This is a genomic window from Thomasclavelia spiroformis DSM 1552, from assembly GCF_025149465.1.
Lineage (GTDB): Bacteria > Bacillota_I > Bacilli_A > Erysipelotrichales > Coprobacillaceae > Thomasclavelia > Thomasclavelia spiroformis.
The window spans coordinates 1,207,843-1,232,971 of sequence record NZ_CP102275.1 but is presented as its reverse complement, the minus strand read 5'-3'; the positions used below and the strand labels follow the sequence as shown (position 1 = coordinate 1,232,971).

The window sequence follows — 25,129 nt, the reverse complement described above, 5'->3', positions numbered from 1 at the left end:
CAGTTAAATAGAAATTTTTCTATTTAACTTCGACATTTGAAAAATTCTGATTCTAAGCTAAAAGTTTGTCTTATTTTGCATTACTGATTAAAAAATTATACTTACTTGCATGTCTTAATTCGTCTGTCATTATAGACATAAGTAATGTATAACTATTTCCGCTTGGCATTGTTCCCAAAATTTTTCTATACTTAGCAACTGCATTTAATTCACCAAATAATGCCAGCTTTAGATTTGATTTATAGTCCATATTAATTTCTGAATTATTTGATAACGTACTCTCCGGCAAAATTTGTCCTGTAAATTCATAGTATAATCTTCTTAATATCCGGTTATGTTTTCTTTCATCATTCCTGATACTTTTTATGATCTCTTTCTCCTCATTTGTTGGTGCTTGTTTAATTAAAACATTGTAAAACATCTCATCTTCTTTTTCATTTCCAATAGACTGCTTAATTAAAGAAATCGCTTGATTTAGTGTAATAATTTCTTCACTATCTAGTTGTAATTCACTATTTCTGTCATTAATTTCATAATCTTGGTTATATGGAGTGCACATATTATAATAATTGAGATACATTTTATCCCTCCTCATTACCATAATATGTTTTATTTTATGAATTGTTATTCTTTATTTCTCGAATTATTTATTAAATGTACTAATAAACTAGGTTGTTATTCAATTTTTTTATTTTCCAAAAGCTTTTTCATCATATAAACAAAGATCTTTAAAGAAAACAATTAATCATATGATTGTTGGAATAGTCACTAAATACTATAAAACGAAATAAGAAAAAATAGCACAACTCCAAGAATTATTGATGGCACTTTTTCTTGACATAGTACCACTATTTCTATCATTGACAGTAAAAATGCTCATCCTAGAAGACCCAGATGCAAGTATATGGGTGAAATGATCCAGATGGATGCTTCCAGCTTTGAATGGATCGATGGTCATATCTGGCATCTTCATTTGGCTGTTGATGATGCTACTGGTGAGGTCGTCGGTGCTTATTTTGATACTCAGGAAACACTAAATGGTTATTATAATGTCCTCTATCAGATTTTGACCAATTATGGTATCCCTGCTATGTTTTATACCGATAGACGTACTGTTTTTGAATATAAAAAGAAAAACAACACTTTTGATGATGATGACACTTTCACTCAATTTTCCTATGCATGTCATAATCTTGGCGTTGATATTAAAACAACGAGCATCGCCCAAGCTAAAGGCAGAATCGAAAGAATGAACCAAACCTTCCAATCTCGTTTACCTATTGAACTCAGACGTGCTCATATAACCGATATAGAGTCAGCCAATAAATTTTTAAAATCCTACCTAAAAAAATTCAATGACAGGTTTGCTCTACATCTCAATACTACCAAATCAGTATTTGAAACGCAACCATCAATTGAAAAGATCAATCATACTTTAGCTGTTCTTTCTCCTAGAAAAATTGATTCAGGGCATAGTATCAGATTTCAAAACAGGCTGTATTTGCCCGTGACAGAGAATGGAACACCCGTTTATTTAAAGAACAGAACAGATTGTATGGTTATTGAAGCATTTGATGGGAATCTGTATGTCAATGTACTTGATCACATATATATCATGCAGGAAATTCCAAAACATGAATTGTATTCAAAAGAATTTGACGAAGTAAAAAAAGAAGCTAAACCAAGAAAAAATATATTCCACCGATAAATCATCCTTGGAAACAGGCTTCCTACTTAAATTTTCTTGCAAAACAAAAGCACCGATCTGGTGCTAATGTTTAAAATTTTTTGGGACATTTTCAAATTTGCTTGACACTATTTATATTTTTACTTAATTAACATTTAGTATTTTTTATGTATACGATATATATTTGTACATTATTTATGGGAAACTATAAAAAATTAGATTAATTTTTATAATTCTCAATATTTTTTTAAATAACGAAATTTTATCCATCCTACATTATTATCTTTAATAACATAGGCATATATGCCATAAACTCCAATTAATTTAACTACATCACCTTTTTCAACTTCAATAAAATTATCAACATAATCATCTAAACAATATAATTTCTCTTTATTCTTATATAAAAATTCATTTTTAATTTTTAACACACAATTAGTATTAGTTTGTAAACATTTAGAAAATATTTTACCAGGTTTGATAAGATTAACTTCATAATTTGGCCATGCAATTTTATGATATTTCTTTTTTTCTGTATGTACATCAACAATTGCCTGATATAAAGGAAGTGGTTGAACATAAACTTTTTCGAAATAAAATCTATCGTTATCACCATTAATTATTAAAGCATTTAATTGATTAACAAATTTCACCCCTGTTCCACCATCTATGCTTATAATTCTTTTTTTGTTATCAATAATAATATCATTATTAATTGCATGACTATGTTGATTAGAAGTAGGTAAATGTCCAACAACAACATAATCATTTAAACAATGACCATCTTGAAAAAATGTTTTCATTTCAATTAATGAAGAAAGCTTAGAGTTTTTCCAATCTTTACGATTTTCAATACCAGCATGAACAAAAATAAAGTTATTTAAATGCAATGTTGTTGGTAACGTATTAAAATAATCAAAATAAGGTTGTAGATATTCTTTTACTTTAGCTTGAATTAATTCAGGAGCATCTTTTTTTATATCCATTGATAATTTATTAAGAGCTTGTTTAATCATCCCACTTTTACCTATACGATTTAAATAATTAATTACTTGTTTTACATATTTTTGATTACAGATCATTTCTTCTAAAGCATATTCGCAGTTCCCTAAAATTACATATACACGATCGCTATTTTTTTGTAATTCTTGTAAATATTCAATTGTTTCAATCGCTTGATTTCCCTTTTCAATAAAATCTCCTAAAATAACTAAGTAATCATTTTTATTATAATTTACTTTTTTTAATAATTCTTTAAATCGATCTAAATGACTATGAATATCACTAATTACAATGCATCGATATTTTCCAAAAATTCTTTTTTCTAAATGTTTAACTTTTAACATATTGCCACCTCTAATATAACTATATCATGATTTAACTATTTCTTGGTTAAATATATGTTAATTTAAAATAATAATATTTAAAAATCCAAGCCATTTAATTAAACAACTTGGATTATATAACTATTTTACATATACTATTTTATCTAAGATATCATTTACATATGCAAGTAAAATACCATAATTTGTCATTGGAACATTTTGTTTTTTTGCTTGTTCAACACGTGACATGATATGGCGGCGATTGAACATACAACCTCCACATATAATAATTAAATCATATTTTGTTAAATCATCAGGGAAATCATTACCATTTACAAAATCGATATTTGTAATTGAATAACGTTGCTTTAACATTCTTGGAATTTTAACTCTGCCAATATCTTCATTTACAGGTACATGACTACAACATTCAGCTATTAATATTTTAGCATTTTTGTTGAGATTACTAAGCTTGTTTACACTTTCGATATAATAGCTTAAATCACCTTTATATCCGGCCATTAAAACTGAAAAAGATGTTAATTTACAATTTTTAGGAATATTTTGATAAACATACTTAAATACTTGGGAATCTGTAATGATTAAATCAGGCTCTTGATTTAATTTAGCTAATGTTTCTTGCAATGTATCTGTAGTTGTAGCTACAGGAATACATTTTTTATCTAGTAACTCTCTTATAACTTGGACTTGTGGTAAAATCAATCTCCCTTTAGGAGCTTGAATGTCCTGGGGCATTACTAATAAAACTAAATCACCAGATTTAACTAAAGTTCCAAGGATACTTTCTTTTTCATAATCATTAGGTATATTTTGAATTATTTTGTTTTTTAATTCTGTAATTCCTTGTTTTGTTTTTGTACTTACTAAAATTGGTTTGCATTGAATGTTTTTTTCTACATTATTAATTATTTCTTCTTCTATTTCTAAATCGATTTTATTAATTACAGGAATTATAGTGATATGTTTATTTTTAAAATATTGATACCAAGCTAATTCTTCAGAGATATCATCACTAAATATGATAATCGCTAAATCGATTTTTTCACTTGTTTTTTTAGTTTTTCTATTTCTTAAATTTCCTAAATCGCCTACATCGTCAAAGCCAGCTGTATCAATTAATACACAGGGACCAATCCCTTGAATTTCCATTGCCTTATAAACAGGATCAGTTGTTGTACCAGCCACATTTGATACAATTGATACTTCTTGATTTACAAATGCATTGATCAATGATGATTTTCCACTGTTACGTTTACCAAAAAAACCAATATGAATGCGATTTGCACTAGGTGTTTGATTTAAATTACTCATTTAAAACCTAAAATCTCGCTTTCCTTGTTCAATCATTGATAAACGTTTTTTACAAATTTCTTTAACTTTAGCACTAGTAATATTATTTATTTCTTTATCAATTAATTTATTAGCTTTTATTTTTGTATCTTCACTTGCATAGTCTTGAATATATTCTTTTAAAGTTAATAAAGCATTTGGATGACAACAGTTTGAAATTTGACCAGATTTACAAAGCTGCATAAAACGATCCCCTGTTCTGCCTTCTCGATAACATGCAGTACAAAAACTTGGGATAAAATTTAATGAACAAAGCCAATTAACAATTTCATCTAAACTTCGTTTATCGCTTGTATCAAATTGAGCAGATGTTGTTTCATCTTCAGTTTCAGGTTTTTCATATCCACCAACACTTGTTTTAGAGCCACCACTAATTTGTGATACTCCTAATTCTAATACTCTTTCTCTAACTCTTTTTGATTCTCGAGTAGAAATAATCATTCCGGTATATGGTACTGCCATTCTAATAACCATAACTATTTTTTCAAAGATTTCATCACTTATTGCATTGGTAAAATCATCTTTATCAATATCGTCAGCTGGACAAATTCTTGGCACACTAATAGTATGCGGTCCAACTCCATGAACTGCTTCTAAGTGTTCAGCATGCATCAATAACCCCACAAAATCATAACGATACATCTCTAAACCAAATAACACACCAATTCCTACATCATCAATACCACCTTCCATTGCTCGATCCATTGCTTCAGTATGATATGCATAATTATGTTTTGGTCCTGTTGGATGTAAAGCTTCATAATTTTTTTTGTTGTATGTTTCTTGGAAAAGAATGTAAGTTCCAATTCCGGCTTCTTTTAATTTACGATAGTTTTCTACTGTAGTTGCTGCAATATTTACATTTACACGACGAATTGCGCCATTTTTATGTTTAATTGAATAAATTGTTTTAATGCTTTCTAAAACATATTCAATTGGATTGTTGATTGGATCTTCACCGGTTTCAAGAGCTAAACGTTTATGCCCCATATCCTGAAGTGCAATTACTTCTTTTTTTATTTCTTCTTGAGTAAGTTTTTTTCTTGCAATATGCTTATTTTTTTGATGATATGAACAATACACACAACCATTAACACAGTAATTTGATAAATATAATGGTGCAAATAAAACAATTCGATTTCCATATAATTTATCTTTAATCATTTTTGCAACTTTTTCCATTTCCCTGATTGCTTCAGGAATATCACATTCTAAAAGCAGCATTGCTTCACGATGTGTTAAACCTTTGCAATCTTTTGCTCTTTCAATCAACGAAAAAATTAATTCTCGATTATTTTTATTTTTCTTTGCATATTCAATTGTATCTAATATTTCTTGATCATCTATAAATTCTTCTGCCTTATTAGATTTTACATTATACATATTCATTCTCCTTCTTTTACTTAGGAATTATCCCTTGTAATCAAATTTACAATAATCTCCACGCTGATATACTATTTGATAACCTTCTTTTTTCAATGTATCAGCTAATTCATTAAGGCCTTCACTAGCTTCTTGACCACTAGACGCCTTATTATCATAAAGTAAGTATTTTTTTCTAACTTCATTAGGTGATAAATTAGGCATTACAACATTACATCCATGCTTTATTCCTTCAATTCGTCCATTAGGATCTAAAGTAGCTAGAGCAGTAGTTGCTGGTAAAAGTACATCTTTAGTCATAATTCTAATGATACTCAATAAAAATAAAGTCAAATTTAAATCACCATTTTTTTGATTTTTAAATGGGGTATCTTGATGAACTAAAAATGGTCCAATTCCAACCATTTCTGGCTGTAACTCTTTTATAAACAATAAATCATTAACTAGATGATCGATTGTTTGTAGATAGCTACCAACCATAAAACCACAACCAGTTTGAAACCCTATTTCTTTTAAATTAAATAAACACTTGATTCTTTTTTTAAACGACATTTCACGAGGATGCAACATATAATAATGCTCTTCATTATAAGTTTCTTCTCTTAATAAATAACGATTAGCTCCTGCATCATAATATTTTTGATACGTCTCTTTACTTTTTTCACCAAGTGATAATGTAATTGCACAATCTGGATATAAATTTCTAATTGATTTAATGATATCAACCATTAAATCATCATCATAATACAAATCTTCCCCACCTTGTAATACAAAAGTTCGAAAGCCTAATTTATAACCTTCATTACAGCAAAGCAATATTTCTTCTTTGTTTAAGCGATAACGTAACGCTTTTAAATTGCTTTTTCTAAGTCCACAATAATAACAGTCATTTTTACAATAACTACTAATTTCAATCAAGCCTCTAATATATATCTTATTACTAAAAATTTGTTTTGTTATTTTATTTGCACGTTTTTTAGCATAATTAAAGTCTTGATAGCTATAAGTAGATAATAACTGCTTAAATTCATTAAAACTTAAAATACCATCAAGTTCTAATTTATCAATTAATTGTTGGTTATTCATTTTATTTTTTAGAATATAGTGCTTTAACACTAACCCCTTCTACCATCCCTAGTTTTCCTGAAAGTGCTCCAATTATATCATTAGGTCCATCAACGATTATCGAAATAACCGATACTTGTTTATCTTTATAAGGAATTCCCATTCGACCAATAATATATTGGTTATATTCATGTAATAATTCATTTATTTTGTATGCACTTTCTATTTTATAAACAAATATTCCAATTATTGCAATTCTAGTTTCCATCTTACCTCCTTAAATGAAAAAGTCATTAATACAAACTAATGACTTTTTATGTATTTGCCCTTTGACTTAGATCAATCCTTATCATTAGCTGTAATACATTTATTTTAACACATTTAACGATGAAAACGTTATCATATGATAAATATTTTTAACAAATCCTAAATTTATTTTCTTTTCCCTTCTTTGAAGTAACAATACTTAATAAAGAATTTTCAACCATATCACTTACTGCCTGTTTAGTATAAAAAGCCATATGTGGTGTCAATAAAACATTAGGCATTTCTTTTAAAATTGATAGGTAATGATTTTTAATTGTTTTGTATTTATAATCGTTATAATATAAACCTAATTCATTTTCAATTACATCCAGTGCACATGCACTTATTTTACCACTTTCAAGGGCTTCAATTAAATCAGCGGTATCAATAATACTGCCTCTTGCAGTATTGATAATAATAACTCCACCTTTCATTTTATTAATAGTTTCTTTTCTAATTAAATGATAAGTATCTTTAGTTGCAGGAATGTGAAGGGTTAAGATATCACTTTGACTTAAAACCTTATCTAATGATACATACTTTGCATATTTTTTTACTTCTTCATTTATAAAAGGATCATAAGCTAAAATATTGCAGTTAAAACCAGTTAAATTTTTAATTACATTTTTACCAATTGCTCCTGTTCCAATTACCCCAACAGTCATATTCTCTAATTCTAAGCCCATACTTTCTTGTAATGAAAAATCAAAGCCCTCGGCTCTTTTTAAAATCATTTTCATCTTTCTAAGAGCCATTAACATGATCATAATTGTATAATTAGCAACACTAGCTGTTGAATAAGTAACATTACTTACTTCAATTCCAAATTCAATTGCTGCTTCAATATCAATATGATCATATCCAATTGTACGAGTAGAAATATGTTTAATTCCAAGATTAGCCCAAGCTTTAATAATATCTCTAGTAATGGGTGTAGTAATTACACTAATTCCATAACAGCCCTTAGCTAAATTTACATTATCTATACTTGGTTTTTCGTAACATTTTATAATTTGCAGATCATATTTTTTACTAAATTCTTCAAAAAAATTTCCTTCATCGAATTCACGATAGTTATACACAGCTATTTTCATTTTCTTCTCCTTTATTTAAGATATAAATAAGTTTAGTACTTATTTTAATTTTTGTACAGATATTTAATAAAGATATTCACAATGTAAATATCTTGTGACTTTGTGACAAATAAATATATAAAAATAGATTATTTCCAAATTATATATCTATTTTTAGTATTTTTTGTAATATTAAAAAATATATTCACTAAAATAACAAATAATTTCTTTATATTATTTCTATGTGACTTTAAATTTAATTTTTAAAATCAAATGTTTAGTAACAGTAATTAATCATTTTTACTAGTTAAAATATTCTTAGCTTTTTCATAAATTATAACATTTTTTATTTATTTAATAATATTAAATAAATTATTTTGTGAATTAATTGTGAAATTGTGACATTCAGCAATAATATGCTTTAATTATTGACATATAGTTTAGTTTAAGTATTATAATTTAAAAGATTATTATATTAAAGTTGATTTTTAAAGGAGAAATATATTTATGGAGATTGAAAAATTTTTAGAAGATTTAAAATCAGGTAAAGCTATCACTGGGGGTTCTCACGAACATGAACTGATGCATTATTTAGCAGAAGATGCGATGTTAAAAACTGCACAATTAAATAATTCTTATCATGATGCAAAAATAAGACGTCAATTATTCTCTGAAATAATTGGCAAACCAGTTGACGATACTTTTGCAATATTTCCACCATTTTATAGTGAATGTGGTAAAAATATTTATATTGGAAAAAATGTTTTTATTAATTGCTGTTGTCATTTTCAAGACCATGGGGGAATTTATATAGATGATGATGTTTTAATTGGATCTCATGTTGTCCTTGCTACCATTAATCATGGTCTGTTTCCAGAACAAAGAACAGATAATATTCCATCTGCTATTCATATTGGAAAGAAAGTTTGGATTGGGTCACATGCAACAATTCTTCCTGGCGTAACAATTGGAGATAATGCGATAGTTGCAGCAGGCGCAGTTGTAACAAAAGATGTTCCTGCTAATACTGTTGTAGGTGGTGTACCTGCAAAAATAATAAAAAATGTCTGAAAAAGTTATTAAAACTTATCAGACATTTTTATTATTCAATCCATCCAAAATGTTTACAGGCATTATATATTCCATCTTTATCACACGAATCAGTTATATATGTTGCTTTTTGTTTTAATTCATCAATCGCATTCCCCATTGCAATACTTGTCCATTCATCACTAAACATGCTTAAATCATTTTTTTCATCCCCAAAAACAACCACATCTTGATAATCACCATTAAAATGATCAACGATCTTTTTTATTCCAACTGATTTATCACCAGGTTCTACGAATAAATATTCTTTATGAAAACGACACCAAGGTAATTCTTTTAATGTTTCTAGTTTTTGTTCTTCGGGGCTAAAACAAGCAATATAAACTTTATATATTTCATCAAAATCACGAGGATCTAAACCTGGTTGAACAACTGTATTCATATAAATATCATGAGTAAAATCATAAAAACGATTATCAGGGGCTAATCTTCTTATTTCGTTATCTGGTGAAATGGCCCAAATAAAACCTTTTTCTTTACATTCATCTATTAATTTAAGACATTTATTGTAATCTAATGGTTTGATTTCTAATAATTGCCCATTAATTGTTATCCCATTACCACCATCGCTAACCATATTTTCAAAGCCTAATGCTTTCATATGATCAACTGCCATAGCATAACTTCTACCGGTAGCAATTGCTAAAAAGTGACCTGCTTCTTTTAATTTTTTTAATGCTAATTTTGTTGAATCAGGAATATATTGTTTTCCAGGTACGCCTACTGCTAATGTTCCATCAATATCAAAAAAGAAAAATTTACGTTTCATTTTTTGCCTCCATTTTTAATTTACTGGGATTACTGAACCATCACTATATGTTGAAGTAATAAATTCTTTAATTTGATCAGATTTTAATACTTCCATTAAAGCTTTGATTTTTTTATCGTTTTCACTACCTTTTTTACAAGCAACAATATTTACATATGGATTATCTTGACTTGCAGATTCTAAAAGAACTGCATCTTTTGTTGGGTTTAAACCAGCATCAATTGCGAAGTTTCCATTAATTGCAACTAATGCACCTTCGTTATTTTCATAGGCACTAGTTAAGATTTCTGGCTTGATTTCTTTAAATTCTAAATTTAAAGGATTTGATACAATGTCTTTAGTTGTTGAATTTTGAACTTTTACATTTTTATCTAATTCAATTACTCCGGCTTTATCTAAAATAGAAAGTACACGGCCATAATCAGCAGCAGAATTCGAAATAATAATTACATCATCTTTTTTTAGTTCATCAATACTTTTGATTTGTTTAGAATAAAATCCAAATGGTTCAATGTGAATACCACCTAAATTAACGAGATCATAACCATTAGTTTCTACAGAATCTTCAAAAAAAGGTTGATGTTGAAAATAATTTGCATCAAGATCTCCAGCATCTAAAGCACGATTAAAAATAAAATAATCATCAAAAATTTTAATTTCTAAATCAATGTCATATTCATCCTTTAAAATATTTTTAGCTTCTTCTAAAATATCGCCATGTGGTTTTGATGTGGCCCCTACTACTAAAGTATTTTCATCACTTGCATTACCACCACAAGCAGTTAATGTAACTGCTAATACTAAACTTATAATTGTTAATAACCATTTTTTCATCTTTTCTACCTCTTATCTAACTTTCTTACAAAATAATCACCAATAATTTGTATAATAAATACAATAATCAATATCAAAATAGTTGCTGTATACATAATATAATTATTATTTCTAGCCATTCCATATAAATATGCTAAATTACCTAACCCACCAGCACCAATGGCTCCAGCCATAGCTGTATAACCAACTAATGAAATTGCCATTACAGTAACTGAAGAAATTAAAGCAGGTTTTGCTTCAGGAATTAGTACTTTAGTAATAATTTGGAAATTACTAGCTCCCATTGCTTTACTTGCTTCGATTGTACCACTATCTACTTCATTTAAAGCGATCATAACCATTCTTCCATAAAATGGTGCACTTGATAAAATCAATGAAGGTAAAGCTGCTTTGGCTCCTATCATTGAACCTACTAAAGCAGTAGTTAATGGTACAATAATCATCAATAAAATAATATACGGAATCGCTCTTAAAATATTAACGATTAAATTCAAAACTTTATTAACAGGTTTATTAGGGTATAAACTATCTTCTTGTGTTAAATAAATAGCTATTCCTAAAATTAATCCAATAATTACTGCAAAAATCAAAGAAACAACTGTCATAAATAATGTTTCACCTAAGGCATTAATCATTGCATCTATATCGATATTTTCTAAAATATCATTCATTTACATCACCTCCACTTCAACATGATATTTATTAAATAATTCAATTACTTTTTCATAATCACCTGTAACTTCTAAAATCATAATTCCAAATGAACTATCAATTGTATTCGTCAAATTAGCTTCAATTACATTAATAAATGAATCACATTGTCTAATTACATTAGTTAAAATTGGTGTTCTACTAGTATTTTCATTAAAAATAACTTTTAATAACTTACCATTTGAATAAATGTTTTTTAACACATCTAAATCAAATTCATTATTATTTTTAATATCACGTATAAAACTTTTAGTTACAGAATGTTTTGGCATAGTAAATATTTTTTTTACATTACCTTCTTCAACAACCTTACCTTCAGACATTACTGCTACACGATTACAAATTTTTTGGACTACTTCCATTTGATGAGTGATCATCACAATTGTAATTTCTAATTTACGATTAATTTCTAATAGTAAATCTAAAATTGATTTAGTTGTATCAGGATCTAAAGCGCTAGTAGCTTCATCACATAGTAAAATTTTAGGATCATTAGCTAGGGCCCTTGCAATCCCTACCCTTTGTTTTTGTCCTCCTGATAATTCACTTGGATAAGCATTTTCACGACCTGTCAATCCCACTAGATCAACTAATTCTTTAACTCTTTGTTGGCGTTTATGTTTTTCTTTGATTCCAGCAATTTGTAAAGCTAATTCAATATTTTCACTAACTGTTCTTGACCATAATAAATTAAAATGTTGAAAAATCATTCCAATTTTAGTTCGTAATTGTCTAAGTTGTTTAGGTGACAATTTATTTAATTCATGTCCATCAATCAAAATCTTTCCCTTATCTTGTCTTTCTAATTGATTGATCATTCTTACAAGTGTTGATTTTCCTGCTCCACTATAACCAATTATTCCAAAAATATCACCATCATTAATTGATAATGAAACATTATCAACGGCTACTACTTTACGATTTTTTAAATCATAAATTTTACTCACTTCTTTTATTTCAATCATAAATCCTCCTTATAATATAAAAACTCGCCCTTGACAAAGGACGAGTTCTAACCCGTGTTACCACCTTAATTCATTATTATCTCACAATAATAACCTCATCGAGTACCATCATACTCTAGCGCTCTAACGGGCGCACCCGCTATAGACTAAATATCGCCTATAAAACTCCAAGACCATCTTCATTTACAGCCACTTACCCTTTTTCACCAAACAAGGACTCTCTACAAAGGAGATGTAAACTACTCTTCTTTTCATCGTCGTTGACATAATATTAACTAAAACTTTTTTAAAAGTCAAGTACTATTTTATTAAAGTAATACATTTAAAAGTTACTAAATGCTTTGATAATATGACTTTTTTAGTTTAGAATAATTATATACTATAAAGGGGGATAAATATGTTAAGAGTCGAAAATTTAACAAAAAAGTTCAAAAAAGTAACTGCGGTTGACAATGTTTCTTTTGAAGTAAATCCAGGTGAAATTATTGGATTGTTAGGAGAAAATGGCGCTGGTAAAACAACTACTTTAAGAATGTTAGCAACAATGTTAAAACCAACTTCTGGAAATGCTACGATTGATGGTTATAATATTATTGATAATCCTAATAAAATTAGAGAAAGAATTGGAATTTTATTTGGTGGTGATGTGGCTTTATATGATCGTTTAACCGGAAGAGAAAATATGATTTATTTTGCAAAATTAAATGGGATGAGTGATTTAGAAGCAAATCAAGCTGTTAATAAAATTGCAAGTGAACTAGAAATGAGCGATTATATTGATCGCCCAGTAGGAAAGTATAGTCGTGGAATGAAACAAAAAGTATCACTGGCAAGAAGTATCATTCATCAACCTGATGTAATGTTATTTGATGAACCGTCTACTGGTCTAGATGTTTTATCAAGTAAGCTTATCCATGATTTTATTTTAAAATGTAAAAAAGACAACAAAGCAATTGTTTTTTCTAGTCATAATATGTATGAAACAGAAAAGCTATGTGATCGAATTATTATTATTCATAAAGGTAAAATTGTTGCTAGTGGGACAATCGAACAATTGAAAAAAGATTATCAAAAAGATAGTCTTGAAGATTTATTTATTGAATGTATTGGAGGGATGCAAGATGAGTAATATAATGACTATTGTAAAAAAAGAATTTAAAGATATTTTAAGAGATCGAAAAACATTGTTAATGACATTTGTTATTCCAATTATTATTATGCCATTATTATTTACTTTCATCTTTTCATCAGTTAGTGATTTAGCTTCACCTAGTGAAGATAATAAATATAAAATTGTTTTAGAAACTAATAATCCAGAAATATCAACTCTTTTTAATGAATCTAATATTTATGAATTAGTTAAAAGTAATGATCCAATCAATGATGCTTATGATGGCAAAATAACGGCATATGTGATTGCCAATGATATCAATGAATTATTACTTCAAGGCAAAACTCCTGAAGTTGATCTATATTATGATACAACTTCACAACGTGCTTTAACAGCAATTAGTACAGTACAAACAATGTTCAGTAACTACCAAAATAATTATTTGGCAACTTATTTAGAGCAGAATAATTTATCTAGTGATATTTTAAAACCATTTACTTACAATGAACATGCTAAAGATAGTGAAGCTGATAGTGTATCATTAATGATGCTAGGAATGCTAATCCCAATGATGATCATCGGTTATTCTGGTTCTGGAATTGTTCCAATTGCGACTGATTTAGGAGCTGGGGAAAAAGAACGCGGAACATTAGAACCATTGCTTTCTACATCGGTTTCAAGAAGTTCAATTCTAATTGGAAAACTAATTGTTACAGCAACATTTGGAACAATAACGTCAATTCTATCTGCTGTTGGATTATTATTAGCATTTAAATTTGGATTAAGTGATATGATGGCTTTTTCAATTGATTTATCAATTCAAGGAATGCTTTTGATTATCTTATTAGCGGTGCTATATGTAATATTTATTTCTGCTGTCATGTTGTTAGTATCGACTTATGCTCGATCACTAAAAGAAGCAAATACATATTTAACACCAGTAACTTTAGTTCCTGTATTACTTTCTGTTATTACAATGTACATGGAACCAAGCGCTGTTTCAACGACAATGATGAATATTCCTATCTTAAATGTAGTTGTTGTAATTAAGGAGATTATTTTTAATCAGTTAAATTATACACATTTATATATGACAATAGGTTGGTCAGTAGTTTATGTTATTATTGCCATGATTGGTGCTAAAATGATGTATGAAAAAGAAGAAATAATTTTTAGAGCATAAAAGAGGTTTAAACGAATAACTTTTTAAAGTTAATTCGTAAAACCTCTTTTTTATTTATACAAAACTGTGTTCTATTTGCATTACAGTTTGATAATTCGGATTTATATTTTGTAGTTTTTCATTAATTTGTTCTTTTAAAAGATCGTGTTTTATTTGATCATTTGATGGGATTAAAACATCAAAAATCAAATTTGTATGAGTAGGCCCAGTTACAATTCTAAAATCATGTATGCTATATTGTTTATTTATATTTTTAACAACTTTTAAAACAATTTGTTTTAATTCATTAGTTAAAATATCATTTGAATCAATTGGGTCCATATGAATTGTTGTTAAGATATGATATTTATCCAAAATAGCTCTTTCAATTACATCCATCTCATCATGAACTAGCATAATATCATTATCGCTATCAACTTCAACATGTAATGTTAAAAATCTCCTACCCGGACCATAATCATGCATCATTAAATCATGAATTCCAAGTACAGTTGGAAACGATAAAATATAATTTTCAATATCTTTAATTAAATCTTTATCTGGCGCCATTCCTAGTAGTGGATTAACGGTATCTTTAAATATTTCAATTCCCGCTTTTAAAACAATAAGCGATACAATTGCTCCCATTATGCCATCAATTGCAAAATCTGTATATAACGATAAAATCAAAGAAATTAAAGTAGCTAAAGTAGCAATAACATCATTTAAACTATCTTGACTAGCTGCCAATAATGTTGCAGAATTAATTTTCTTTGAAGCATAACGATTAAATGATGCCATCCACAATTTAATTAAAATTGAAACAATTAAAATAATTACAGCTACAAAAGTAAATGTAACTTTTTGTGGTTCTATAATTTTTATAATCGAATCTTTTAATGATTGAATACCTACTAATAAAATAAGAAAAGCAATAATCAATCCTGCAACATATTCAACTCTTCCATGACCATAAGGATGAGTTTCATCAGGATGTTTATTTGCTAACTTAAAACCAAATAACGAAGCTAAATTACTACCTACATCAGATAAATTATTTAACCCATCAGCTTGAATTGCAATACTATTAGTAATAACCCCGATTGTAAATTTAAAAATTACCAATATTATATTACATATTATTGATAAAGTTGAACAAAGTGTCCCATATTTTTCTCTTACTTGCGAATTATTTACATCATTATAATTCTTAATCCATTTTTTTATTAATATTTTAAACATCTTAGCTTAAACAATAAACAAAAATATCTTGTTTATTCATTTCAATTAAATTTGCTTCCATTAATTCATCTAAATATTTATTAATTTTATTTTGATCAACTTCTTTATTAGCTAAAATAGCTAACGTTTTTACAATCATAGGATTATCCACTTTTAATAAAGCTTTATTTTCTTGATTATAAGTAGGTTTCTTTAATAAAACATCCAATATTGCAACATAAGCCAATTTAGTTTCTAAACGAATGTTTCTAAACATTGCATTTTCAAATAATTTTTTTGGCATATAATAATTAGTTGCACCAATTTCATCTTTTAATTTTTTTAATAACTCTTTATTGTATAGTTCCATCTCAATTCCTCCAGATACATTAATAATTATATCATAAACAATCACTAATATGCTAAATATTTCTTATAAATAAGGATTACTTGCTTGTTCTTGTTTTAATGAGGTTGCAGGACCATGTCCTGGATAAACAATTGCATCAAAATCATATTCTTTAATCTTATTTAAAGACGTACTTGTATCATGCTTTGATGAATTTGGAAAATCAAATCTTCCAATTGAACCATTAAACAACACATCACCAGAAAAAATAACACTTTCTTTAGGTAAATAAATCATTGAAGAACCAGGACAATGTCCTGGTAAATGTAACCAGTTAATTTCAAAATTTCCAATTTTCATTTTTTCATTACTAGCTATTACTGGTGCATTAACTACAAATGGTACTTCAAAAATTGAAAGGTTTGCTTTTGCATCATGCAACAATGCAATATCTTCTTGATGAATATAAATAGGACAATGACAATGTTCATATATATAATCAACTGCTCCGATATGATCAAAATGTCCATGTGTTAATAAAATTGCATCTAAAATTAATTCGTTATCGTTTAAAAATTTAATTACCTTTTTACCATTATCGCCAGGATCAACAATAAAACAATGATGATCATCATCACTGACAATATAACAATTTGTTTGCATATTTCCTAATAATAAAGTCTTTACCTTCATAATCTATCCTCCTATAAAGAAAAAAAGCCGTTAGGCTTATTTTTTTTCTTTATGTACAGTTTTTTTATTACATCTTGGACAATATTTATTAACTTCCATTCTATCTGGATGATTTCTTTTATTTTTTGTATTAATGTAATTTTCTTCACCGCATTCAGTACATTTAAGAATTATATTTTCTCTCATTAGTTACACCTCCATTTGTAAACTTCCGTTAAATATATTAACACAGTCTTATTCTAATTACTAGCTTTTTTTCAATTTAAGCCATACTTTTTTACATATTCATCAACAATTGCTTGTGAAATATATGGTGCAGAGCTTGAAGAATTATCAGAAGCAACAGTTTGACGAATCGCAACACAAGCAAAAGCAACGATTGGTTCAGAATTTTCATCAGCTTGAATATATCCAATTTGTAAGTGGTTTGGATAATCGGTTTTTCCAGTTCCTGTATAATCTTCAGCTGTCCCGGTTTTTGCATATGTAATATACGGTTTGCTAGACCAATACTTATTAGATGTACCATTACTGCGGGTTACACAAGCACGCATTCCTTGTTTTATTTGATTAAACGCAGTAGTTTGAGCTGATACATCATCTAAGACTTCAGTTTTAGCAACATAATTAGCATTAGCTATTCCATCTGAATCAGTAGTGTATGAATCTAATAATAAATGTGGTTTAATTCTTTTTCCACCATTAGCTAAAGTAGCTGCATATTGAGCTAATTGAATATTTGTATATGTATCATACTGTCCAATTGAAGCATCTAGTAAAAAACCTCCGGTTCTATTTCGATCACGATGAACTCCTAATTCTTCATATGGAACATCAAGTCCAGTTTTCACGCCTAAACCAAGTTCACCCAAATCTCTTCTTAAAATATCAAAAGCTTCATCATTTATTTTTAATGGTCCATCATATACATAGTTAGCACCACCTAAAAGCATTGCAATTCTAAACATATAAACGTTTGATGAATATGCCATTGCATCAACTTCATCGATAGCACCCATATTACGATATGATTTTTTTGGTTCAGTTCCTTTAATTTTAATTGGCTCATCTACAAACACCGTTCCTGGTGTAATAAGACCTTCTTTAAATCCTGTATATAATGTTCCACCTTTAATAGTAGAACCAATCAAATTGGCATCTAAATAATTTCCAGCAGCATAATCAGTTACCTCACCAGTCTCTTTATCAATCATTTTACCAGACATTACTAAAATTTCTCCAGTATAAGGATCAATCATGGTAAAGAACATTTTATTAAAGAATTTATTTTGACCATTCATTGTCTTTAATTCATTTTCTATTAATTGATCAGCAAATTGCTGTAACTGCCAATCAATTGTTAAACGGATATTTGACCCCGCAATACCTGATTTTGAACTAGTAACAATTGGATTACCATTTTCATCGTAGTTTAATGTATAACTACTATCACTACCTCTTAAAATATCTTCATATTGTGCTTCTAAACCAGATACTCCAATACGTGAATCATTTTGATATCCTAACGCTAACAATTCATCTTTTTGTTCAGCTGGTAGACCTTGTTTTTTAGTTGTTACTTTACCTAAAACTTGACTAAATTCATTATTATAAACATACTGACGTGACCAATCAGTAGTTATTTTGATTCCGGGTAAAATATCTGCATTTTCACCAATAATACTTGCTTCTTGTTCTGTTAGTCCTTCTGCTAAAATTGATGAACCACTAGTACAACTTCGCATTAAATAATAAAAATGTGTATATTTTAAAGTATCTTCATCCATATATTTTTCCAACATTTCATCACTAATACGTTCGATTTGTAATTTTAAAAGCGCATCATCATAATTATCTTGATTTTGAAGTTTACTTTTTTCTTCATCACTAACTAAATCATCTGCTAATTTTGGATATGCAATAATAAAATAATCCTTTTTATTACGTTTTGATATTGTTGAAGTATCAAAGTTAATCGTATCTGCTAAAAATCTTGCTGACTTTTTTAATTGATTATTTGTTATTTTTTTAGGTGCATAATATGTAGCACAAATCACATTAACATTTTGAACTAATTTTGTATAATTACGATCAACAATTTCTCCTCGTGGAGCATCTGTTGTATATGTTGCAGTTCCATATTTTTCAAGTTTAACTGCTAATTCATCAGCTGCACTAAATTGAATATATGCAAGTCGTGTAGCCATTACTGATGAAATTGTAACTACTATACAAAGTAAAATAATTAATCGTCTTGTAAGAATATTACCTTGTTGATTCTTTTTTTCTTTTGCTTGTTCTAAGGCTCCATAAAATTTAATTTTATGGATATTGTTACGAAAATTCAACATATTTCCTTGCCTCCTTATTACCTAAATATTATAGACTAATTGTCATCTTAAGTAAATCAAAACCTAATTAAGTGATTATATTTACACAAATTCACTTAATTATCAAAAATATATAAAAAGATATCTATTAAACATCTTCTTGATAACCGCGAATATATACTTCACGTGGTTTAGAACCAATTTGTGGTCCTATTACACCATCAGCTTCTAACTGATCAATAATTCTTGCAGCCTTATTATATCCAATTCTAAATTTTCTTTGCAATAAAGATGTACTTGCCTTTTGAACTTCAATAACAAAACTACGACACATTTCATACTCTTCGTCCTCTTCATCCTCTTTTGAAAGAGTACTAGAAGTAGATGTATTTAATTTAACATTCATATATTTTTCATCATAATTAGCTCCTTGTTGACTAATTGTATGATGACAAATTGCCATAACTTCCTCATCAGATACAAATGCTCCTTGAACACGAATTGGTGAACTCGAACCCATTGGCGAAAAAAGCATATCTCCTTTTCCTAATAACTTTTCAGCACCAGTAGTATCTAAAATAGTTCTTGAATCAACCCCAGATGATACCGCAAAAGCAATTCTTGAAGGAATATTTGCTTTAATAACCCCAGTAATGATATCTGTAGAAGGTCTTTGTGTTGCTACAATTAAATGAATTCCTGCTGCTCTAGCCATTTGAGCAATACGCATGATGCAATCTTCCACCTGTTTACTTGCTACCATTATTAAATCAGCAACCTCATCTAATATCACAACATGAAATGGCAATACTTCAAGTTGTTCATCTAATGGCATATCCTCATTTTTTTTCATTACATAATTATTATAACTTTCGATATTTCTAACATTAGCCTTTGCAAATAAATCATATCTTCGCTCCATTTCAACAACGACTTCTTGTAATACAGCTGCTGCCTTTTTAGGATCTGTTACAACTGGTGTAAGTAAATGTGGAATTCCATTGTAATTAGTTAATTCTACTTTTTTGGGATCAACTAAAATAAATTTAACTTCATCTGGTCTTGCACGCATTAAAATACTACAAATGATAGTATTTACACACACTGATTTTCCACTCCCAGTTGCTCCAGCAATTAATAAATGAGGCATTTTGTTAAGTTGAGCACAGATTGTTTTTCCACTAACATCTTTACCTAAAGGCACTAATAATTTATTTTCTTGTAATTCTTTAGGAATGTCTTTAATTACTTCTTTAAAAGTAACCATTGAAGCAACACTATTAGGAATTTCTACTCCAACTGCAGCCTTACCTGGTATCGGGGCTTCAATTCGAATGTCTTTAGCAGCTAAAGCTAATTTAATATCGTCTTGTAATTGAATAATTTTGTTAACTCTTGTTCCTGTTTCTAATTTTAATTCATATTTTGTAACAGATGGTCCAATAAAAATATCACTAATAGATGCAATTACTCCAAATTCTCTAAGCACTGTAGTTAAAGCATCAGCTTTTTTTAAAGCATTTCCTTTATTATCACCAGATTTTTTTGTAACTGGATTTTTTAATAATGATAATGCAGGTAAACGATAATTTTTATTGATCTTTTGTTTTGTTTTTGAAGTTTCATCATGAATTTTAGGTTCTTTTTCTTTTATCTCTAAAGTCATTGATTTTTCATCAAATTCCATAGTTGAAGAAGCATTATCATCTTCTTGTAAATGAACTGTATGAATTCTTGTAGTATCTTTTATTTCTGGTTCTATCTTATTTTCAAATACTTCATCAGGAAAAAAGAAAGCATCTTTTTTCTTTGTGAAAAAATCAATAAATTTCCCACTTTGCTTAACTTCTTTTTTTGAAGATTTTTTCTGAGGTCTTTTTTTACGATGAGTTACATAATATTTACTACTCAATATTGCAATAGCAATAATTAAAATAAATCCAGCTGCAATTAATGCTCCTGTTTTATCAAATAAAGCACTTAAAAAACCATAAAATATTGCGCCTAGCATACCACCACGATTACATGGGGCTTGATTAAAATATTGATTAATAACTTTTATGCCCGTCATATTATCGTCGTTTAATGCTGACATAAATGTTAAAATTGATGCTATCAACAAATAACAGCCAACCGCATTTGGACCATTTAAACGCGGTAATTTTGCATGATAAATAGCGTATATTGCTAAAACGATTAAAACTACGTATCCAATTCCTACAAAATTGCCTAATATATATGTGCACATATAATTTAAATATTCACCAATTGGACCTAAACGCAACGTAGCTACAATAACTAAAAACAAACAAACAGCTGTTATGATTCTGAATTGTAAAGCTTCGCTTAGCTGTTCTTGCTTTGATTTTTTTGATCGCTTTGTTTTAGCCATATCTCACACTCCCTATCCTAACTCAACTATTATAGCATAATAATGTATTCTAATAAAAGTAAAAGATTGAATGATTACATTCAATCTTACACTTCAATAATAATTGGTAAAATAACCGGTCTTTTACCTGTTTCTTTGGCAATATATTTACTAGCTTTATCTTTTATTTCTTGGCGTACTTCAATTGCCTCTAAAGTATAATCACCTTTCATTTGAGCTACACATTTTTCAGCAATATCAATTACACCTTTAATGATATGTTCAGAATCCTTTAAATAAACAAATCCTCTTGATTGTACATCAGTATTAGCGATTATTTCACGTTTTTTACTATCAATCGTTACCCCAATTACAACAACACCATCATTAGAAAGCTGGATTCGATCATCAATAACCTTATCACCAACATCACCAACACCAATTCCATCAATCATAACATCTTCAACTTCAATTGTATCACGATAATCTTCCAAAACACCATTTTTAAATGTTAAAATTTCGCCATTATCTATAATTGGAATATTTTCTTGTAAAACCTGCATACTCATAGCTACTTCCATATTTGAAATAAAATGCTGATATTCCCCTTTAATTGGAATAAAATACGTTGGATTAAAGATTTGGATAATTACTTTAACATCTTCTTGACTAGCATGCATAGAAGTAAGTTCTTTATTTTTTAAAACATGAATATTCGAATCGGTTTTATATAATTCATTGATTGCTCGATTAGCTATCTTTTCTGTTCCTGGTACCACTGGTGAAGCAACAATAAATGTATCATTTTCATTAAGTTTTAAATATTCATCGCCCCCATCAATAATATCATTGATATCATGATAAATTCTTTGTGGCGTTCCACTTAATAAAACTACTAAATCATCATCAATTCCTTTTTTGCCAATATCAGTAGAAAAAGCAATTATCTCTTTTGGAATATTAATTACAGCTTTTTTCAAACGTTGACCAATTCTTACAATACTATTTGTACTATCGTACTTATCACGTCCATAAAATACAATTTTACGATTATATTTTTTAGTTAACTCAACTATTTCCTTAGTTCTAAAAATGTTTTGCGCATATGATGAAATAATAATTCTTCCTTCACTATCTTCAAATATATTATCAATTTTATCAGTCAACTTATGTTTAGGCGAAGTATAACCAGAATTTTTAGAATAAGAAGATTCACATAACAGTGCTAAAACTCCTTTTTTGCCAATTTCCATCATCTTTTGAATATCACATCTAAAACCTTCTGGTGCTCCAAAATCAATGATAAATTCACCACAATACACGATATAGCCATCTCTAGTCCACAAAGCAACACCAACACTGCCTGGAATTGAATGAGTTACAGGGAAAAACTCTACTGGTACCCCTTCAATTTCAATTGAATCATTACGTTTAACACGATTTAATTGATAATTAATTTTAAAATTATTATGTTTTTTATGACGTTTTAACATTTGATCAATTAAATCAGCAGTTAATGCAGGAGCATATATTGGTGCATTTACAGCTTCTAATAAATATGGTAATGCCCCCATAACATCATCATGACCATGTGTAATAATAATTGCTACTACACGACTTGCATTTTCCTTTAAATAATCAAAACTAGGAATAATTATATCTATCCCTAACTTATTAATTTCAGGAAATCTAAATCCTGCATCTAAAATAAAAATTTTATCTTTTATTTCAATACAGTACATACTTTTACCCATTTCAGCTTGCCCACCAAGCGGTAAAATCTTTACAATATCTTTTCTCATTTTTTCCTCCATTATTATTATGTCCAAAAAACAGTCCTTAATATATTAACACATCAAAGTATCCATGGCTAATACTTTCTAAAAACATTGTAACAAAAAATAAATGAAAAGAGAAATAAATTAATATTTCTCAATCAATTTATTTAATTTTTTAATCCTTACACCCTTCAAAAACTGGTTGTAGCTGTTTATAATTTAGAGCATTTACTAAAGTTTGAATAACTAGATTTTCATCAAATAACATACTATTAGGTTTTTTTATACAATCATCTTGATACATTGGAACTAAATAAAAATGTTTTGTATTTAAAATTTGCATGATATTTTTACCTGAATTACTTAAAGCATCATTAGTTGCAATTGCTAAAACAACATTTTTTTCATTTCGTAAAGTTGATTTACAAGCCATTGTTACTGCATTATCATTAATACCATAAGTTAGTTTTGCAAGTGTATTACCACTACAAGGCATTACTAACATGATATCCAAAGGCGTTTTAGGCCCAAATACCTCTGCACTTACAACATCGTCAATGACTTTACGATTAATCACTTTTTCAATTTCTGCAATTAACTCTTTTGCTCGGTCAAATCGTGTATCACAATTTTCTATTTTTTCACTTACAAATACATAAATATCGCATTTTTGTTTCACGAGTTCATTTAAAACATACATTGTTTTTTTCAATGAACAAAACGATCCAGTGATTCCAATTCCAATCTTTTTATTTTTCAACATGACTATCAACTGCCCGTTTAATTGCTTTATATAAAGCTAACGCACTACTTTGATAAGCATATTTTGTTGGAAGTTGTTTTAATAAATGATAATTAACATCTCTTAATGCACTACTCAAACCATATGGTTTAGATGCAATATCATATATTTGACAATCTTTATCTTTAGTATTCATCATTTTTTCATTAATAATATTGTCAGGCACGGTATTGATAATAAAATCAAATCCATTTAATGATAATTCTTCTAAACAAAGATATCGATAACCACTTAAAATAATTTCATTACGATAATGTTTTTCACGCGTTGAAACAGAAATATGAGCATTAAACCGCATCAATTTACTAGCTAAATCTTTTCCACAATTACCATAACCTAAAATTAAAATATTAGAATCATTCAAACTAATCGCATTATCAATAATCATATATGCAATTAATGCTTCATCACTGATATAACTATTTTCTAAAACAAAAGTTTGATCACTATATAAATAATGATACTTAAAACCCTTAATTTTACTTAAATACTCTAAACGCTGATTTTTAAGCAGTGTAAATACAACACTGCCAAAAGCAAAATCATCTTGCTTACAATCCTTACCATCTACACCTAAATAAACAATCATACATGAAGGTAATTTATCTTGATTATCCACTACTTCATAACCATCTCTAGTCATTAATTTGGCTAAGTATTTACACCGATTATCTATTTGATTAATATAAACTAACATATTCCACCTCTAATAT

24 protein-coding genes and 1 other annotated feature are annotated in these 25,129 nt (G+C 28.2%); of the genes, 4 read left to right on the top strand and 20 right to left on the bottom strand.

Annotated features, from left to right (window positions below):
* Positions 1-70: 70 nt before the first annotated feature.
* On the bottom strand, positions 71-580 hold the full coding sequence (locus tag NQ543_RS05680; RefSeq protein WP_187362841.1) for a ferritin-like domain-containing protein: 510 nt from the start codon (positions 578-580) through the stop codon (positions 71-73).
* Positions 581-904: 324 nt separating this feature from the next.
* Here NQ543_RS05680 and NQ543_RS05675 point away from each other — a divergent pair, with 324 nt between their 5' ends.
* On the top strand, positions 905-1,708 hold the full coding sequence (locus NQ543_RS05675) for an ISNCY family transposase (RefSeq protein WP_004609828.1): 804 nt from the start codon (positions 905-907) through the stop codon (positions 1,706-1,708).
* A 215-nt stretch (positions 1,709-1,923) separates the two neighbouring features.
* Here NQ543_RS05675 and NQ543_RS05670 read toward each other — a convergent pair whose 3' ends face one another.
* The 6 genes from NQ543_RS05670 to NQ543_RS05645 form a co-directional block, all read right to left on the bottom strand.
* Positions 1,924-3,033, bottom strand: a complete 1,110-nt coding sequence (locus NQ543_RS05670; protein WP_004609829.1) for a metallophosphoesterase — start codon at positions 3,031-3,033, stop codon at positions 1,924-1,926.
* A 120-nt stretch (positions 3,034-3,153) separates the two neighbouring features.
* Positions 3,154-4,344: a [FeFe] hydrogenase H-cluster maturation GTPase HydF gene (gene hydF, locus NQ543_RS05665; RefSeq protein ID WP_004609830.1), complete on the bottom strand. Its 1,191-nt coding sequence runs from the start codon at positions 4,342-4,344 to the stop codon at positions 3,154-3,156.
* Entirely contained in the window at positions 4,345-5,766 is a 1,422-nt protein-coding gene (gene hydG, locus NQ543_RS05660) for a [FeFe] hydrogenase H-cluster radical SAM maturase HydG (protein WP_039904169.1), read from the bottom strand.
* Between the two features lie 27 nt (positions 5,767-5,793).
* Positions 5,794-6,882 carry a [FeFe] hydrogenase H-cluster radical SAM maturase HydE gene (gene hydE / locus NQ543_RS05655; protein ID WP_004609832.1) on the bottom strand — a complete coding sequence of 363 codons (1,089 nt, stop codon included), beginning with the start codon at positions 6,880-6,882 and terminating at the stop codon, positions 5,794-5,796.
* Entirely contained in the window at positions 6,854-7,099 is a 246-nt protein-coding gene (locus NQ543_RS05650) for a TM1266 family iron-only hydrogenase system putative regulator (protein ID WP_004609833.1), read from the bottom strand. Before NQ543_RS05650 ends, hydE begins: the two co-directional genes overlap by 29 nt.
* Before the next feature lie 148 nt (positions 7,100-7,247).
* The gene (locus NQ543_RS05645; RefSeq protein ID WP_004609834.1) at positions 7,248-8,231 is read right to left on the bottom strand and encodes a D-isomer specific 2-hydroxyacid dehydrogenase family protein; all 984 of its coding nucleotides are present in this window, start codon (positions 8,229-8,231) and stop codon (positions 7,248-7,250) included.
* A 486-nt stretch (positions 8,232-8,717) separates the two neighbouring features.
* Here NQ543_RS05645 and NQ543_RS12070 point away from each other — a divergent pair, with 486 nt between their 5' ends.
* Positions 8,718-9,281 carry a DapH/DapD/GlmU-related protein gene (locus tag NQ543_RS12070; RefSeq protein ID WP_004609835.1) on the top strand — a complete coding sequence of 188 codons (564 nt, stop codon included), beginning with the start codon at positions 8,718-8,720 and terminating at the stop codon, positions 9,279-9,281.
* 31 nt (positions 9,282-9,312) lie between these two features.
* Here the strand turns inward: NQ543_RS12070 and NQ543_RS05635 are convergent, their stop codons facing one another.
* The 4 genes from NQ543_RS05635 to NQ543_RS05620 are packed head-to-tail and all read right to left on the bottom strand — an operon-like array spanning position 9,313 to position 12,599.
* Positions 9,313-10,089, bottom strand: coding sequence for an HAD-IIB family hydrolase (locus NQ543_RS05635; RefSeq protein WP_004609836.1), 777 nt, complete (start codon positions 10,087-10,089; stop codon positions 9,313-9,315).
* Positions 10,090-10,104: 15 nt separating this feature from the next.
* A complete protein-coding gene (locus NQ543_RS05630; RefSeq protein WP_004609837.1) occupies positions 10,105-10,923 on the bottom strand; it encodes a MetQ/NlpA family ABC transporter substrate-binding protein in 819 nt (272 codons plus the stop codon).
* A 5-nt stretch (positions 10,924-10,928) separates the two neighbouring features.
* Positions 10,929-11,594: a methionine ABC transporter permease gene (locus NQ543_RS05625; protein ID WP_004609838.1), complete on the bottom strand. Its 666-nt coding sequence runs from the start codon at positions 11,592-11,594 to the stop codon at positions 10,929-10,931.
* On the bottom strand, positions 11,595-12,599 hold the full coding sequence (locus NQ543_RS05620; RefSeq protein ID WP_004609839.1) for a methionine ABC transporter ATP-binding protein: 1,005 nt from the start codon (positions 12,597-12,599) through the stop codon (positions 11,595-11,597). It abuts the gene before it with no gap.
* A gap of 33 nt (positions 12,600-12,632) precedes the next feature.
* Positions 12,633-12,863, bottom strand: a binding site (T-box leader).
* A gap of 133 nt (positions 12,864-12,996) precedes the next feature.
* Here NQ543_RS05620 and NQ543_RS05615 point away from each other — a divergent pair.
* Both NQ543_RS05615 and NQ543_RS05610 read left to right on the top strand, forming a co-directional pair.
* Positions 12,997-13,728: an ABC transporter ATP-binding protein gene (locus tag NQ543_RS05615; RefSeq protein ID WP_004609840.1), complete on the top strand. Its 732-nt coding sequence runs from the start codon at positions 12,997-12,999 to the stop codon at positions 13,726-13,728.
* The gene (locus NQ543_RS05610) at positions 13,721-14,893 is read left to right on the top strand and encodes an ABC transporter permease (RefSeq protein WP_004609841.1); all 1,173 of its coding nucleotides are present in this window, start codon (positions 13,721-13,723) and stop codon (positions 14,891-14,893) included. Before NQ543_RS05615 ends, NQ543_RS05610 begins: the two co-directional genes overlap by 8 nt.
* A 54-nt stretch (positions 14,894-14,947) precedes the next feature.
* On the opposite strand, the gene NQ543_RS05605 is transcribed toward NQ543_RS05610, so the two are convergent.
* From NQ543_RS05605 to NQ543_RS05565, 9 genes are all read right to left on the bottom strand, one after another.
* Positions 14,948-16,114 carry a cation diffusion facilitator family transporter gene (locus tag NQ543_RS05605; RefSeq protein WP_004609842.1) on the bottom strand — a complete coding sequence of 389 codons (1,167 nt, stop codon included), beginning with the start codon at positions 16,112-16,114 and terminating at the stop codon, positions 14,948-14,950.
* Position 16,115: 1 nt separating this feature from the next.
* A complete protein-coding gene (locus tag NQ543_RS05600) occupies positions 16,116-16,463 on the bottom strand; it encodes a hypothetical protein (RefSeq protein ID WP_039904175.1) in 348 nt (115 codons plus the stop codon).
* A 63-nt stretch (positions 16,464-16,526) separates the two neighbouring features.
* A complete protein-coding gene (locus NQ543_RS05595) occupies positions 16,527-17,135 on the bottom strand; it encodes an MBL fold metallo-hydrolase (RefSeq protein ID WP_004609844.1) in 609 nt (202 codons plus the stop codon).
* Positions 17,136-17,171: 36 nt separating this feature from the next.
* Complete coding sequence (gene rpmG, locus NQ543_RS05590; protein ID WP_004609845.1) at positions 17,172-17,321, bottom strand: 50S ribosomal protein L33; 150 nt, start codon at positions 17,319-17,321, stop codon at positions 17,172-17,174.
* A 71-nt stretch (positions 17,322-17,392) separates the two neighbouring features.
* Complete coding sequence (locus tag NQ543_RS05585; protein WP_004609846.1) at positions 17,393-19,486, bottom strand: peptidoglycan D,D-transpeptidase FtsI family protein; 2,094 nt, start codon at positions 19,484-19,486, stop codon at positions 17,393-17,395.
* A 127-nt stretch (positions 19,487-19,613) separates the two neighbouring features.
* Positions 19,614-21,857, bottom strand: coding sequence for a DNA translocase FtsK (locus NQ543_RS05580; protein WP_004609847.1), 2,244 nt, complete (start codon positions 21,855-21,857; stop codon positions 19,614-19,616).
* A gap of 86 nt (positions 21,858-21,943) precedes the next feature.
* Entirely contained in the window at positions 21,944-23,638 is a 1,695-nt protein-coding gene (locus tag NQ543_RS05575) for a ribonuclease J (protein WP_039904177.1), read from the bottom strand.
* Between the two features lie 151 nt (positions 23,639-23,789).
* Positions 23,790-24,377, bottom strand: a complete 588-nt coding sequence (locus NQ543_RS05570) for a dipicolinate synthase subunit B (RefSeq protein WP_004609849.1) — start codon at positions 24,375-24,377, stop codon at positions 23,790-23,792.
* Complete coding sequence (locus NQ543_RS05565) at positions 24,364-25,113, bottom strand: NAD(P)-dependent oxidoreductase (RefSeq protein WP_004609850.1); 750 nt, start codon at positions 25,111-25,113, stop codon at positions 24,364-24,366. The genes NQ543_RS05570 and NQ543_RS05565 overlap by 14 nt, the downstream gene beginning before the upstream one ends.
* Between the last annotated feature and the right edge of the window lie 16 nt (positions 25,114-25,129).

Bases quoted from the DNA above. Each gene is read 5' to 3' on its own strand.
- NQ543_RS05675 (WP_004609828.1), top strand. From the start codon at position 905: ATGGGTGAAATGATCCAGATGGATGCTTCCAGCTTTGAATGGATCGAT.
- NQ543_RS05670 (WP_004609829.1), bottom strand. From the start codon at position 3,033: ATGTTAAAAGTTAAACATTTAGAAAAAAGAATTTTTGGAAAATATCGA.
- NQ543_RS05645 (WP_004609834.1), bottom strand. From the start codon at position 8,231: ATGAAAATAGCTGTGTATAACTATCGTGAATTCGATGAAGGAAATTTT.
- NQ543_RS05625 (WP_004609838.1), bottom strand. From the start codon at position 11,594: ATGAATGATATTTTAGAAAATATCGATATAGATGCAATGATTAATGCC.
- NQ543_RS12070 (WP_004609835.1), top strand. From the start codon at position 8,718: ATGGAGATTGAAAAATTTTTAGAAGATTTAAAATCAGGTAAAGCTATC.
- NQ543_RS05585 (WP_004609846.1), bottom strand. From the start codon at position 19,486: ATGTTGAATTTTCGTAACAATATCCATAAAATTAAATTTTATGGAGCC.
- NQ543_RS05620 (WP_004609839.1), bottom strand. From the start codon at position 12,599: ATGATTGAAATAAAAGAAGTGAGTAAAATTTATGATTTAAAAAATCGT.
- NQ543_RS05610 (WP_004609841.1), top strand. From the start codon at position 13,721: ATGAGTAATATAATGACTATTGTAAAAAAAGAATTTAAAGATATTTTA.
- NQ543_RS05575 (WP_039904177.1), bottom strand. From the start codon at position 23,638: ATGAGAAAAGATATTGTAAAGATTTTACCGCTTGGTGGGCAAGCTGAA.
- NQ543_RS05580 (WP_004609847.1), bottom strand. From the start codon at position 21,857: ATGGCTAAAACAAAGCGATCAAAAAAATCAAAGCAAGAACAGCTAAGC.
- hydG (WP_039904169.1), bottom strand. From the start codon at position 5,766: ATGTATAATGTAAAATCTAATAAGGCAGAAGAATTTATAGATGATCAA.
- NQ543_RS05650 (WP_004609833.1), bottom strand. From the start codon at position 7,099: ATGGAAACTAGAATTGCAATAATTGGAATATTTGTTTATAAAATAGAA.
- NQ543_RS05605 (WP_004609842.1), bottom strand. From the start codon at position 16,114: ATGTTTAAAATATTAATAAAAAAATGGATTAAGAATTATAATGATGTA.
- NQ543_RS05680 (WP_187362841.1), bottom strand. From the start codon at position 580: ATGTATCTCAATTATTATAATATGTGCACTCCATATAACCAAGATTAT.
- NQ543_RS05570 (WP_004609849.1), bottom strand. From the start codon at position 24,377: ATGTTGAAAAATAAAAAGATTGGAATTGGAATCACTGGATCGTTTTGT.
- NQ543_RS05615 (WP_004609840.1), top strand. From the start codon at position 12,997: ATGTTAAGAGTCGAAAATTTAACAAAAAAGTTCAAAAAAGTAACTGCG.
- NQ543_RS05595 (WP_004609844.1), bottom strand. From the start codon at position 17,135: ATGAAGGTAAAGACTTTATTATTAGGAAATATGCAAACAAATTGTTAT.
- NQ543_RS05630 (WP_004609837.1), bottom strand. From the start codon at position 10,923: ATGAAAAAATGGTTATTAACAATTATAAGTTTAGTATTAGCAGTTACA.
- NQ543_RS05600 (WP_039904175.1), bottom strand. From the start codon at position 16,463: ATGGAACTATACAATAAAGAGTTATTAAAAAAATTAAAAGATGAAATT.
- rpmG (WP_004609845.1), bottom strand. From the start codon at position 17,321: ATGAGAGAAAATATAATTCTTAAATGTACTGAATGCGGTGAAGAAAAT.
- NQ543_RS05635 (WP_004609836.1), bottom strand. From the start codon at position 10,089: ATGAAACGTAAATTTTTCTTTTTTGATATTGATGGAACATTAGCAGTA.
- hydF (WP_004609830.1), bottom strand. From the start codon at position 4,344: ATGAGTAATTTAAATCAAACACCTAGTGCAAATCGCATTCATATTGGT.
- NQ543_RS05565 (WP_004609850.1), bottom strand. From the start codon at position 25,113: ATGTTAGTTTATATTAATCAAATAGATAATCGGTGTAAATACTTAGCC.